Origin of the sequence: Flavobacterium plurextorum (assembly GCF_024638035.1) — a bacterium.
In the GTDB taxonomy this organism is placed as follows: Bacteria; Bacteroidota; Bacteroidia; order Flavobacteriales; family Flavobacteriaceae; genus Flavobacterium; species Flavobacterium plurextorum.
Map to the genome: position 1 here is coordinate 2,550,083 of NZ_CP100442.1, position 13,307 is coordinate 2,563,389.

Consider the following 13,307-nt stretch of genomic DNA (forward strand, 5'->3'; position numbering starts at 1 on the left):
TAAATTTAGTTGTGAGTTGTGAAATGTGAGTTGTAAAATGTGAGTTGAAAAACTCAACCTTTGTAACTCTGCACCTTTGTAGCTCAGAACCTCTTAATCAGCTATTAATTCTTCTATTTGTTTTTCTTCTGCAATTCGTTTTAATGCTTTTTTGTAATCTGTCGGCATTACTTTTACGAAGTGCTGTTGTTGATTTTCCCAGTCTGCTAAAATTCTTTTTGCTAATGGACTGCTTGTGTACAATGAATGATTTTTGATCAGTTTTCTTAGTTTTGTAACGTCCTCTTCTTCCAACGGATCGAATGCAACCATTTCCATGTTACAAACAGTCGAATCGAATTTTTGATTTGGATCGTAAACATAAGCTACACCACCGCTCATACCAGCTGCGAAGTTTCTTCCTGTTTTTCCTAAAACTACTACGGTACCGCCAGTCATGTACTCGCATCCGTGATCTCCAATTCCTTCAACAACTGCGGTTGCTCCAGAATTTCTAACACAGAAACGCTCTCCGGCCATTCCATTAATATAAGCCTCTCCGGTAATAGCTCCGTAAAGGGCAACGTTTCCAATAATGATATTGTCTTCTGGTTTAAAAGTTGCAGTAGGAGGTACTTTTACAATTAGTTTTCCTCCAGAAAGCCCTTTTCCTAAGTAATCATTACAGTTTCCGTGAATTTTAAATGACAATCCGTTTGTTGCAAAAGCACCAAAACTTTGTCCGGCAGAACCTTCAAAATCAACTAAAATAGTGTCATCAGGTAATCCTTGTGCGCCATAAATTTTTGAGATTTCGTTACTCAAAATCGCACCTACAGAACGGTCTGTATTTTTAATTTTAAATGTTACTCTTGTTTTTTCTTTTCTATAAATAGACGGAATCGCTTCTTTGATAATATCAAAATCTAATACGTTTTCAAGTTGGTGATCTTGAGTAGTTGTATTGTGATTTGGCTGCGTTTTTGCTTTTTCCGGTTTGTATAGAATTGGTGATAAATCTAAACCATTTGCTTTGTAATGTTTGATAGCTTTGTTCACATTTAATTTTTGTGATTGACCTACCATTTCTTTTAAGGTTCTGAAACCTAATTGTGCCATGATTTCTCTTAATTCTTCAGCAATAAAATACATGAAGTTGATTACGTGCTCTGGCGTTCCTTTGAAATTTTTTCTCAATTCAGGATCCTGAGTTGCAATACCAACAGGGCAAGTATTTAAGTGACAAGCTCTCATCATGATACATCCAGAAGCTACAAGCGGTGCTGTTGCAAAACCAAATTCTTCAGCTCCTAATAAAGCTGCGATTGCAACGTCACGACCAGTTTTCAATTGTCCGTCACATTCTAAAACTACACGGCTTCTTAAATCATTTAAGATCAAAGTCTGCTGTGCTTCAGCTAAACCAAGTTCCCATGGAATACCTGTGTGCTGTAAAGATGTTAATGGTGCAGCTCCCGTTCCTCCGTCATAACCAGAAATCAAGATAACGTCAGCTTTTGCTTTGGCAACACCGGCAGCGATAGTTCCAACTCCAACTTCAGAAACTAATTTTACGTTTACACGCGCTTCACGATTCGCATTTTTTAAATCGTAAATTAACTGAGATAAATCTTCAATTGAATAAATATCGTGGTGAGGAGGAGGTGAAATCAAACCTACATAAGGAGTAGAGTTTCTAGTTTCGGCAATCCAAGGCACTACTTTTTCTCCAGGTAACTGCCCGCCTTCACCAGGTTTTGCACCTTGAGCCATTTTAATCTGGATTTCTTTAGCATTTGTCAAATAGTTGATCGAAACACCAAAACGTCCTGACGCAACTTGTTTGATTGCACTATTTCTAGAATCTCCGTTAATTTCTTTCTGGAAACGTTTTGGATCTTCTCCACCTTCTCCAGAGTTACTTTTTCCGCCAATTCTGTTCATTGCAATTGCTAAATTCTCGTGTGCTTCTCTAGAAATAGATCCATAAGACATTGCACCCGTTTTGAATTTCTTCACAATTTCTGTCCAAGGTTCTACTTCATCAATAGAAATTGGATCCAAATTATTGAATTCAAATAAACCTCTAATGGTCATTAAGTTTGAGCTTTGCTCGTTAACGGCATTTGAGTATTCTTTATAACTTTCAGGGCTGTTTAAACGAACTGCCTGTTGTAATTTAGAAATAGTGGTTGGGTTAAACATGTGTTTTTCACCACCACGTCTCCATCTGTAAATACCTCCAATTTCAAGAGAAAGCAAACTTGCTACTTTTGAATTTGGGAAGGCTTTTTGGAAACGTTTTTTTACTTCTTTTTCAACTTCCATTAAACCAATTCCTTCGATTCTAGATGGAGTGTAAGGGAAGTACTTAGAAGTAAATGTTTTGTTTAAACCTAAAATCTCGAAAATCTGAGCAGCTCTATATGAATGTAAAGTAGAGATACCAATTTTGTTCATGATTTTAACGATTCCTTTTGCAATCGCTTTGTTGTAGTTTACAACCGCATAATCAGCTTTTACTCCAGTAATGAAACCTTGCGCAACTTGATCGTAAATGATTTCGTTTACCATATACGGATTGATTGCACTTGCGCCGTATCCGAATAATAAAGCAAAATGATGAGGTTCACGAGGTTCTGCAGATTCAATTATGATTCCGAATTTAGAACGAACTTGTAAGATGTTTAAAGAGTGGTGAATGTAAGAGCAAGCCAATAACATTGGAATTGGAGCTAATTCTTCACTTACGCCTCTATCTGATAAAATGATAACATTACATCCTTCAGAAACAGCTTTGAAAGTTGCCTGAACACATTTCTCAAGTGCACGTTCTAAACCGTTAACTCCTTTTTCTATTTTGTATAAAGTAGAAATGGTAGCCGATTTGAAATCTGCGTGATCAATGTTTCTTATTTTGTCCAAATCCTCATTAGAGATAACTGGATTTTGGATTTTTAGTTTTTTACATTGTTTTGACTCAATTTCGAAAATATTGAAATCACCACCAATTGCTAAACTAATATCAGTAATGATTTCTTCACGAATACCATCCAAAGGCGGGTTAGTAACCTGAGCAAATAATTGTTTGAAATAATTGTATAACAATTGAGGTTGGTCTGACAATACAGCTAATGGTGTATCGTTACCCATAGAACTGATTGCTTCAGCTCCTTGACCTCCCATTGGGTTGATGATTGTTTTTAAATCTTCAATTGTGTAACCAAATAAACGTTGTCTTGTTAAAAAATCTAGTTTTTCAACAGGAGTAGGGTTATTGGTATAAGGAACTTTAGCAAGAGGTAATAAGTTAGCATCTAACCATTCTTGGTAAGGGCGTTTTGTAACGATTGATTTTTTTACTTCTTCGTCTTCAATAATACGACCTTCGTTCATGTCAACCAAGAACATTTTTCCTGGCTCTAAACGTCCGTGCTGAATTACATCTTCTGGATCGATATCTAGTACACCAATTTCTGATGACATGATTACGAAACCGCTATGTGTTAATGTGTAACGAGAAGGACGCAATCCGTTTCTGTCTAGTAAAGCACCAATTACGTTACCATCTGTAAACGGAATAGAAGCAGGACCATCCCAAGGTTCCATGATACAAGCATTGTATTCATAGAAAGCTCTTTTTTCTGGAGACATGGTTTGGTGTTTTTCCCAAGCTTCAGGAACAACCATCATCATTGCCTCTGGAAGCGAACGACCTGTCATTAATAAAAGTTCAACCACCATATCCATAGAAGCAGAATCTGATTTTCCTTCTAAGATAATTGGGAATAATTTTTTGATATCATCGCCAAAAACTTTGCTTTGCATAAGCTCTTCACGAGCACGCATGCGGCTTACGTTTCCACGAAGTGTGTTGATCTCACCATTATGACACATGTATCTAAACGGTTGAGCTAAGTCCCAAGAAGGGAATGTATTTGTAGAGAAACGTTGGTGTACAAGCGCTAAACGAGTCACCAAGTCTGGATCTTTCAAATCTATATAATAACGGCTGATGTCTTCCGGCATCAATAGACCTTTATATATTATAGTAGTTGTCGATAAACTAGTAAAATAAAACATGTGGCTTTCAGAAGTTTTAGATCCTCTTACGGCATGTTCAGCAATTTTTCTAGCTGCAAAAAGTTTTGCATTAAATTCTTGTTCTGTTAAATCTTGTCCGTTTTTAGAAACGAAAACTTGTTTAACTGTTGGTTCTTTTTCTGCGGCGATCTGCCCTAAATTTTCAACGTCAACTGGCACATCTCTCCAACCTAAAACTTTTAAGTTTTGATCTTTAATAGTTGCCTCAAATGCATTAATACAAAAAGAAACTTGGTTTTTGCTTTTTGGTAAAAAAACCATTCCTACTGCATACTCACGCGCTTCTGGGATTTCAAAGTCACATACTTTCTTGAAAAAATCATGAGGGATATCAAACAAAATCCCTGCTCCGTCTCCAGTTCTTCCATCAGAACTAACGGCACCACGATGTTCCAATTTAATTAAGATGTCTAATGCTTTGTGAATAATATCGTTTGATTTAATACCATTCAAATTACAAATAAATCCTGCACCACAATTGTCGTGTTCAAATTCAGGCAAATAAAGCCCTTGTTCTTTAACTTTCATTCTTGATATTTTTTCTACAAAAATAAAGATTTCGTTAAACATAATGTATTGAAATTATAAATTGACTTACATTTTTGTTGTAATAATAGAAAAACGCTTCTTAATTGATAATAATGTTATATTGCCCATTGCGAAATGATAAAATGACAATGCGCTTTAAAATATATTAAGAAAAATCGTCGTTGAGCTACTGAATTCGGTGAATTTTTTGTTAAATCTCAAACGATATAGTGATTTTAAGTTAACATTAACAAAGTGTTTCGGTAACGATTTGTTTGCTTTGAAAAAGAATAATCCTATAATACCTATTTGAGGTGTTTTTTAATTGAAAAAGATTTTACTATTAAGTTGAATTTTGCTACTTTTGTCGCACTTTTATTCTGAAATAAATTCAGAACCAGACAAATTCTATATTATGAACATACACGAATATCAAGGAAAAGAAATTTTAGCAAGTTACGGAGTACGCATTCAACGCGGAATTGTGGCTAACAATGCGGTTGAAGCTGTAGCTGCTGCAAAACAATTAACTGCCGAAACTGGTACAGGATGGCATGTTATTAAAGCACAAATTCACGCAGGTGGTCGTGGAAAAGGTGGTGGAGTTAAGTTGGCTAAAAACTTGCAACAAGTTGAAGAAATCGCTGGACAAATCATCGGAATGCAATTAATTACACCTCAGACATCTGCTGAAGGTAAAAAAGTAAACAAAGTTTTAGTTGCAGAAGATGTTTACTATCCAGGTGAAAGTGAAACGTCTGAATTTTATGTTTCTGTTTTATTGAATAGAGGTACAGGTCGTAACATGATTATGTATTCTACTGAAGGTGGAATGGATATTGAAGAAGTTGCTGAGCACACTCCACACTTAATCTTTACTGAAGAAATCGATCCATCTGTTGGATTACAAGGTTTCCAAGCAAGAAGAATTGCCTTTAACTTAGGTCTTTCTGGAAATGCTTTCAAAGAAATGGTTAAATTCATCGATTCATTATACAATGCTTACATTGGTTCTGATGCTTCAATGTTTGAAATCAACCCAGTTTTAAAAACATCTGATAACAAAATTTTAGCTGTTGATGCTAAAGTTAATATCGACGATAACGCTTTATACAGACAACCTAAATATGCTGAAATGAGAGATATCCGTGAGGAGAATCCAATCGAAGTTGAAGCTAAAGAAGTTGGTCTAAACTATGTTGACCTTGACGGTACTGTAGGATGTATGGTAAACGGAGCTGGTCTTGCAATGGCAACTATGGATTTAATTAAATATGCTGGTTTTGAGCCTGCTAACTTCCTTGACGTTGGTGGAACTGCTGATGCAAAACGTGTTGAAACAGCTTTCAGAATTATCTTGAAAGATCCAAACGTAAAAGCTATCTTAATTAACATCTTTGGAGGTATCGTTCGTTGTGACCGTGTTGCTCAAGGTGTTGTTGATGCTTACAAAAACATGGGAGACGCTATCAATGTGCCAATTATCGTTCGTTTGCAAGGAACAAATGCTGAAATTGCAAAAGAATTAATTGACAATTCAGGTATGCCAATCTTATCTGCAGTTCAATTTCAAGAAGCTGCTGACCAAGTTAAAGCTGCTCTTTCTTAATTAAAATAAGAAATCAATTTATATAGAAAATCCATTCCGAAAGGAATGGATTTTTTTTTGGATTTACCTTAAAGGACGCTTAGAATTTAATTTGGGATAGTCAATATAAACGAAAAGCTAAATCAATAAAATTTTACGTATTGTATTTCAATACAGTTGGTGGTTTCAATTATAAGGATGCTCCACGATGTTACAGATTGTGATATACAGATTTCGATATGCATTGTGTCCATGTGGTTTCAACCAAGGGCTATATAAAAAAAACAATCTTTTTATAAACGCAAAGTTCGCAAAGCTGTATGTGTTTAGCTTTGCGAACTTTGTGTTTGTATTTACAATCCTTAGTAAAAAACTTTGCAGTAAAAAAACTTATTTCAAAATAGTCGATAATTCTATAAGTTCAAATGTTGGATCATTTTCAATAAGCTGTCTGAACATTGCAGCATGACCACCGCCTACTAAAACCATTATTTTATCATCTTTGCTTTCAGTTAGCTTTTGGATTAAAGAATACATGTATAAGTTTCTTTTGTACCAATTTGAAACTAAAGAAGCTCCCGTAAAATCATCTGGTTTTCCAGTTCTGTTTGCTACTTCTAAGTACCATTGTAAGTTATCTTTATCAGTTTCTTTTTTATTGAAATAAAGCATAAGTTCTGTTAAAGTGCTTTTTGAAATTTTCTCATTTTGCTCTTTCTGATATTCTTCCATCATTTTTTTAGTCTTCTCCATCAAATCCTTTTGATCCGCTTTTTCCATACTCATCATTAAACTATCGTAAGGAAATGGAGTGCGATAATCAATTGCGTATAATTTTTTGTGATTTAGTTTTTTCGCCGCACGAAGTGCTAATTGAGTAATTTCGTTTGCATCTTTTTTGAAAAGACTGTCAGTGTTTTTATTGTAAAACTTATCTAATTCAGCTTGTTTGGTGAATCTCCATTCAACAAAAATTTTATCTGGACCAAATTTCTTGATTTTGTCGCTCATGGTTTCAAGCTCTTTTTGACTTTTTTCGGACATAACATTAAATGTTTTTATTTTGGCAACATCATTTCCTGGATTTGCAAAATGAAAAGTTCCAATTAGCAAGATTTGTTTCTTTTTTGTTTGAGCAGATGATAGATTAAATGTAATAAGGGCTAGTAATAAAATAATTTTTTGCATGATGATTTTGTGTTTAAATTCATTGCAAATGTATGCTGCCTTTTGACCTCTATTTTTTGTTTTTGATGAACATAGGATTTCATTTTATAAACACATGAAATTAGCAGTGTAATAATTTCGTGTAATGTTTTTGATAGTTCATCCCTAAAAAAGTATCTTTTAAATAAATATAATTCTCTATTTAACGGCTAGTTGTAAAAATGGAATTGAAATTGCTTTTGGAAAATGATTTTATTCAAATACATAAATTGTATGTAGTTCTGAGGTTCTATAAAAGCGAAAAGTTCGTAAAGCTATTTATATATAACTTTACGAACTTTGCATAAGTTGTAGTATGTTTTACGGTCAGAAAACCACTATTTTAAAAGTGCCGATAATTCTACAATTTCGTATTCAGAATTATGTTTTACAAATTCTCTAATTATAGCAGTATGTCCGGCTCCTAATAAAACCATTATTTTATCGTCTTTGCTTTCTGTTAACTTTTCAATTAAAGCATACATATAAAGATTTCTTCGGTACCATTCTGAAACTAAAAAAGCACCAACAAAATTATCTGTTTTTCCTCCTTTAATCGCTGTTTCAAGATACCAGCTGATATCTTTTGTATTAACATCCAAAAGTAATTGGGTCAACGAATATTTTGTGATTTTTGTATTGAAATCTGTTTCATTATGTTTTATCGTTTCTTCATTCTTCTTGATTAAATCAAATTGATTGGCAGCTTTCATTTCTTTTACTAAGCTATCATATGGAAAATCAGTATCATTGTAATCTATTCCGTATAATTTTTTATGCCCTAATTTTTTAGCTGATCTTAAAGCTATTTGTACTATTTCATCTGAATCGTTTTTTAATAAACTATCAGTATTTTTAGCATAAAACTTATCTAATTTATCTTGCTTTTGAAAATTCCATTCTACGAAAATTTTATCAGGTCCAAATTTTTTAATTTTATTGGTAATGTTTTCGAGTTCTTTCTGACTCTTATCAGACATTACATTAAACGTATTTACTTTAGCAACATCAAGCCCAGGATTTTCAAAATGGAAACTTCCAAATAATAATATTTGTTTCTTTTTTGTTTGAGCAGATGATAGATTAAATATGATGAGAACTAGTAATAAAATAATTTTTTGCATGATTGTTATTTTTTAAATTCATAGCAAATGTATCTTGTCTTTTTACTTCTATTTTTTGTTTTTGATGAACGTAGGATTTCATTTTACAAACACATGAGATTTATGGCGTAATAATTTCGTGTAATGTTTTTGATATTTGATCCTTAAAAAAGCATGTTTCAAATAAATTTAATTTTCTATTTAAGGCTTAGTTGTATTTTTGAATTAATTATCAAAAACTATGAAATCAAGAATCCCTTTTTACTATCACATTGTCTTTTTCTTTTTATTATTTCTAACGTACATTTTGTGGGATATTGGACTTAATGATGAAAAAATAGAAATTGTAATCAAAGCAATATGTTATGGAATTACGCCAACTCATTTGTTAGCAATATTTTGTATTTACATTCTCAACTTTTACTACTTCTGTGAATGGTTTTTAAACAGGAAGAAATTACTTTTTTATATTCTGACAATTCCAGTTTCGCTATTGCTTTTTGCAGCTGTTCGCTATTTTTTGCAAGAAGTTGTTATGTTTAATATTACTGGAATGCACAACTATTATGAAGAAGCCAGAGAAATAGGTTACTACATAAAAGATAATTTTTTCTTCGGATTGCCGGCTGTAATTTTAAGCGCATTGACTTTTTTGTTTTGGCAGTATCATACTACACAACATCAAAATCAGGAATTGCTTTTGGAGAATAAAAAAGCCGAATTTCAAATGTTAAAAGCACAGGTTAGTCCACATTTTTTATTTAACACATTGAATTCTTTTTACAGTCAGTTGGTTTTAAAAGATGACGAAATGGCTTCGGATGTTTTGGTGCTTTCCGATTTACTGCGCTATGTTATTACAGAAACAGAAAAAGATGAGGCGGTACTTTTAAAAGAAATTCAGTTTATTCAAAACTACATTCATTTACAGAAAAAACGATTTGAAGATCAATTGTATCTAGATTTTTCAATTGAAGGAAAGTACTCGAATGAAAAAATTCTTTCATCAGCTTTGATTCATTTTGTAGAGAATGTTTTTAAACACGGAAAATTTAATAGCGAGCAGGAAAAAGCAGTTATATTCATTAAAATAAAAGAGGATTTTTTAGAGATTTCCACGTTTAATTATACTGTTGAAGGCGAGAATTATTCTTCAACTGGAATTGGTTTTGATAACTTAACAAAAAGATTAGAGTACATGTATAAAGGTAAATTTATACTTGAAAAAACAGAAGAAAATAATACCTTTAAAACCTACTTAAAAATACCGCTAAAAAAATAAGTTATGACTTTTAAATGTATTATTGTTGACGATGAACCGCCGGCAACTCGTATTCTGGAGAATTATATTGGAAAAGTAAATTTCCTTGAAAAAACGGGAGTTTTTAATGATTCATTAAAGGCTTTAGAATTTTTAAATACACAAACAGTTGATGTTATTTTTTTAGATATTCAAATGCCTCAATTGACAGGTTTACAGATTTCTAGAATTATTTCGAAGGATATAAAAGTCATTTTTACAACTGCTTATCCAGACTTTGCCTTGGAAGGTTTTGAATTGAATGCAGTTGATTATTTATTAAAACCCATTTCGTTTGAACGTTTCTATCAAGCTGTTTCAAAGTTGAATATAGAATCAAAAACGATTATTTCAAGTCAGAATAATACGCCTGATTTTATATTCATTAAAACAGATGGAAAGAATAAATTCCAAAAGATTTTTCTAAACGATATTTTGTATGTAGAAAGTTTGCAGAATTACGTTTGTATTCATACTTCAAAACAGCAGATTATTACACATTCGTCATTAAAAAATGTAATCGAATCACTTCCCGAAAATCATTTTATTCAGATTCATAAATCGCATGTGATTTCTCTACAGCATATTGAATCTACTGATAATTTTTCTGTTTTTGTTAACGGGAAGGAACTGCCAATTGGTGCTACTTTTAAAGATGTTTTTTTTGATAAGATAGAAGAAAATAAAATTTGATTTTAACCGCAATCCCGATAGCCCTCGGAAGCTAAGATTTTATTTTAGAAAACACTTATAAACGCAAAGTTCGCAAAGCTTTATCCATTAAAGCTTTGCGAACTTTGCATTTATATTCATAATCTATAACAAAAGATCCTTGCGCCCTTTGCGGTTAAATTATTTCTTATTTTTCCCGTTTTTAAAAACCACTTTTTCTACAACAGATGGTTTTCCATTTCCTTTAGGAAATGCTTTCTTTTTAGGTTTTCCAGCTGATGAACCTGACTTTGATGAACTTTGATCACCTCTATATTTTTCTGAATCTTTTTGAGAAGCTTTAAATTCTGGTCTTTCTTTAGAAGTTTCTTTCTTTGGAATTTCAGATTTATGTTTTGCTAAAACATCAGTTGGGTTTTTCGGATTTTCTTTAGTTCCTCTCAAATGAATTACTAATCCGTTTAAGAAATTACGTAAAACCTGATCGCCGCATTCCATATAGTTTGGATGATCTTCGGCTCTAAAAAAAGCACCTAATTCTGATTTTGAAATTCTAAAATCTACTAATTCTAAAATTTCAACTATTTGGTCATCACGGAGCATTAAAGCCACGCGAAGTTTTTTAAGTATATCGTTATTTGTCATTGTTTATTTTTTACAAAGGTACGTTTTATAAGCAAAGATTTGGAGTATTTTTTTGAGCGCGAATTACAATATTTGCCCGAATTAAATTTTTTAAATGAATTAGTAGAAATATTGTAATTCGCAGCCTATTTTTTTATGATTTAAAACCTGAACTAATTTATCCAAATCTTCTTTTAAATGGTTTGCGGTAATTACTATGCGATTTAATGGTTCAGCATCTTTAGTATATTTAAAACTAGCAATGACGATTTTTTCTTGGTTTAATTTTGCTACTAATTCATTTGATAAAAGATAAATCAAAGGGTAGCTTTTATCAAATTTGAGATAGTTGTTTTTAATTAAAATCGAATCGATATATTCTAAATTGTCTAAGAGTTTTTTATGCTGCAAAGTGTAGATTTCTGCCGCATCTGAAAGTGTTTGCACAAAAGCAGGATTCATTCCCGCTGCGCTTGTAAAAGTTTCTAACTCCTTTATTTCATTGATAAATTTTAAATCAGATGCAATAACACCGCCAGTTAATCCAAATGCTTTTCCTAAAGACGAAACCATTATTTTCCTTTTAACAGGATATTGAATTGAAGAATAAATGCCGCAGCCATTTTTGCCTAAAATTCCAAAAGAATGTGATTCATCAATAAGCAATGTAATTTCTTTATGACTTGGAATTTGTTCTAAAAAAGACAAATTAACAGGTTTAGTTTCAAACGAAGGAACTCCATCAGTAAGGATCGCTATTTTCTCCCGTTTTGAATCTAATAAACGTTCGTTTAATTGTTCATTTAGAAATAATGGAAGGCTGTTTTCGATTCGGATTGCATTATGCGTATCATTCAAATGAAAAAAACAGTCAGTTTGCTTCTTTATTAAATCTATAACCAATTTTCCCGCCAGCATTCCAGAAGAAACAGTAACAGCACTTTCTGAACCAATATGAGAAGCTAAAAAGGTTTCGCCTTCATCATAAGCTCTTAACTTGATGTTTGCGGTTCTCGAACTGCCATAAGTAGTTCCCCAGTTTAAAATGTTCTTAACGACCAGATTCTGAAAAGCTTTATTGGTTGGAAGCCCTAAATAAGCAGTTCCGCCAAAATACAAAAACTGTTCTTGGTCAATCTCAATAACTCGATCAGGAAATTTTTCGACTTTCATTTTTTATAGCAGTGTAACACCAGTTCCGTTTAGATTAGAATAACTTACAACACCATCTTTTATAGTTACACCAGTTGCAATATCTTCTGCTAAAAGCAGTGCGCCATCCATATCTACATAATCAAGTTGAGGAAGTAAATGCGCGATTGCAGAAATACCTACCGTAGATTCGGTCATACAACCCACCATAGTTCTCAATCCTAGTTTTTTAGCTTCTTCAATCATGCGTTTTCCCGGAGTTAATCCGCCGCATTTTACCAATTTTACATTCACGCCGTGAAAATGATTGAAACATTTAGCAACATCTTCTTCAATAATACAGCTTTCATCGGCAATAATTGGTAAAACAGAATGCTTGAAAACTTCTCTATGTGCTTCCCAATTGTCTGCTTTCATAGGCTGTTCTAAAAACTCAACACCTAACTTTTTCAATTCTATAGCATTGTTGATTGTTTCTTCAACTCCCCAGCCGCAATTCGCATCAATTCTAAAAACGGCATTCGTATGTTTTCTAAGCTCTTTTACGATTGCACTATCTTCTTTAGTTCCCAATTTAATTTTATAGATTGGCCATGGAAGTTCCTGCATTTTTGAAACCATTTTTTCAATAGATGCAATCCCGATTGTATAATCCGTCATTGGATTTCTTTCAGTCGTATAATTCCATAATTCGTATAATTTTTTGCCTTTTTTACGTGCATACAAATCATTGTAAGCTAAGTCCAACGCGCAAAGTGCAAACATATCATCTTTTAAATACGGATGAATTTTTGACCAAAATACTTCGGGAGTTTCATTTTCTGTACCTTCAATAATATTTCTGATTTTTTCTAAATCTTCCATCATCATTGGAACGGTCGTTTTGTAATACGGATTAGAAGTAGCTTCTCCAAAACCCGATAAACCATCACTTTGCAGCTCCACGATTAATGAAGGTTGAAAATCAATAGATTCTCTCGAAATAGTAAAAGTATGTTTTAGCTTTAAGTTATATTCTTTTAAAATTAGTTTCATGTTTTATGCTGTTTTT

General features: G+C 32.7%; 9 protein-coding genes. 3 read left to right on the forward strand and 6 right to left on the reverse strand.

All coding sequences use genetic code 11. The features are described 5' to 3' along the window. Positions 1-93: 93 nt before the first annotated feature. Complete coding sequence (gltB, locus tag NLG42_RS11325; protein WP_089057664.1) at positions 94-4,611, reverse strand: glutamate synthase large subunit; 4,518 nt, start codon at positions 4,609-4,611, stop codon at positions 94-96. 415 nt (positions 4,612-5,026) lie between these two features. Between gltB and sucC the strand changes: the two genes are divergently transcribed. After that, on the forward strand, positions 5,027-6,220 hold the full coding sequence (gene sucC, locus NLG42_RS11330) for an ADP-forming succinate--CoA ligase subunit beta (RefSeq protein ID WP_089057663.1): 1,194 nt from the start codon (positions 5,027-5,029) through the stop codon (positions 6,218-6,220). A gap of 369 nt (positions 6,221-6,589) precedes the next feature. Here sucC and NLG42_RS11335 read toward each other — a convergent pair whose 3' ends face one another. Both NLG42_RS11335 and NLG42_RS11340 read right to left on the reverse strand, forming a co-directional pair. Beyond that, positions 6,590-7,387, reverse strand: coding sequence for a DUF5694 domain-containing protein (locus tag NLG42_RS11335; RefSeq protein ID WP_257683844.1), 798 nt, complete (start codon positions 7,385-7,387; stop codon positions 6,590-6,592). Between the two features lie 356 nt (positions 7,388-7,743). Then, complete coding sequence (locus tag NLG42_RS11340; protein ID WP_257683845.1) at positions 7,744-8,529, reverse strand: DUF5694 domain-containing protein; 786 nt, start codon at positions 8,527-8,529, stop codon at positions 7,744-7,746. A gap of 220 nt (positions 8,530-8,749) precedes the next feature. Between NLG42_RS11340 and NLG42_RS11345 the strand changes: the two genes are divergently transcribed. Continuing rightward, the gene (locus NLG42_RS11345; RefSeq protein WP_257683846.1) at positions 8,750-9,790 is read left to right on the forward strand and encodes a sensor histidine kinase; all 1,041 of its coding nucleotides are present in this window, start codon (positions 8,750-8,752) and stop codon (positions 9,788-9,790) included. 3 nt (positions 9,791-9,793) lie between these two features. After that, positions 9,794-10,501, forward strand: a complete 708-nt coding sequence (locus tag NLG42_RS11350; RefSeq protein ID WP_257683847.1) for a LytR/AlgR family response regulator transcription factor — start codon at positions 9,794-9,796, stop codon at positions 10,499-10,501. 159 nt (positions 10,502-10,660) lie between these two features. On the opposite strand, the gene NLG42_RS11355 is transcribed toward NLG42_RS11350, so the two are convergent. From NLG42_RS11355 to NLG42_RS11365, 3 genes are all read right to left on the reverse strand, one after another. After that, entirely contained in the window at positions 10,661-11,125 is a 465-nt protein-coding gene (locus NLG42_RS11355; RefSeq protein WP_089057649.1) for a DUF1456 family protein, read from the reverse strand. A gap of 99 nt (positions 11,126-11,224) precedes the next feature. Next, positions 11,225-12,277 (reverse strand): aminotransferase class I/II-fold pyridoxal phosphate-dependent enzyme, encoded by a 1,053-nt coding sequence (locus NLG42_RS11360; RefSeq protein WP_257683848.1) that lies wholly within the window; start codon positions 12,275-12,277, stop codon positions 11,225-11,227. A gap of 3 nt (positions 12,278-12,280) precedes the next feature. After that, the gene (locus NLG42_RS11365; RefSeq protein WP_257683849.1) at positions 12,281-13,291 is read right to left on the reverse strand and encodes a dipeptide epimerase; all 1,011 of its coding nucleotides are present in this window, start codon (positions 13,289-13,291) and stop codon (positions 12,281-12,283) included. Positions 13,292-13,307 lie beyond the last annotated feature (16 nt).

Excerpts from the sequence above, each read along its gene's own strand:
- NLG42_RS11355 (WP_089057649.1), bottom strand. The coding sequence starts at position 11,125 with ATGACAAATAACGATATACTTAAAAAACTTCGCGTGGCTTTAATGCTC.
- NLG42_RS11350 (WP_257683847.1), top strand. The coding sequence starts at position 9,794 with ATGACTTTTAAATGTATTATTGTTGACGATGAACCGCCGGCAACTCGT.
- NLG42_RS11335 (WP_257683844.1), bottom strand. The coding sequence starts at position 7,387 with ATGCAAAAAATTATTTTATTACTAGCCCTTATTACATTTAATCTATCA.
- gltB (WP_089057664.1), bottom strand. The coding sequence starts at position 4,611 with ATGAAAGTTAAAGAACAAGGGCTTTATTTGCCTGAATTTGAACACGAC.
- NLG42_RS11340 (WP_257683845.1), bottom strand. The coding sequence starts at position 8,529 with ATGCAAAAAATTATTTTATTACTAGTTCTCATCATATTTAATCTATCA.
- sucC (WP_089057663.1), top strand. The coding sequence starts at position 5,027 with ATGAACATACACGAATATCAAGGAAAAGAAATTTTAGCAAGTTACGGA.
- NLG42_RS11360 (WP_257683848.1), bottom strand. The coding sequence starts at position 12,277 with ATGAAAGTCGAAAAATTTCCTGATCGAGTTATTGAGATTGACCAAGAA.
- NLG42_RS11345 (WP_257683846.1), top strand. The coding sequence starts at position 8,750 with ATGAAATCAAGAATCCCTTTTTACTATCACATTGTCTTTTTCTTTTTA.
- NLG42_RS11365 (WP_257683849.1), bottom strand. The coding sequence starts at position 13,291 with ATGAAACTAATTTTAAAAGAATATAACTTAAAGCTAAAACATACTTTT.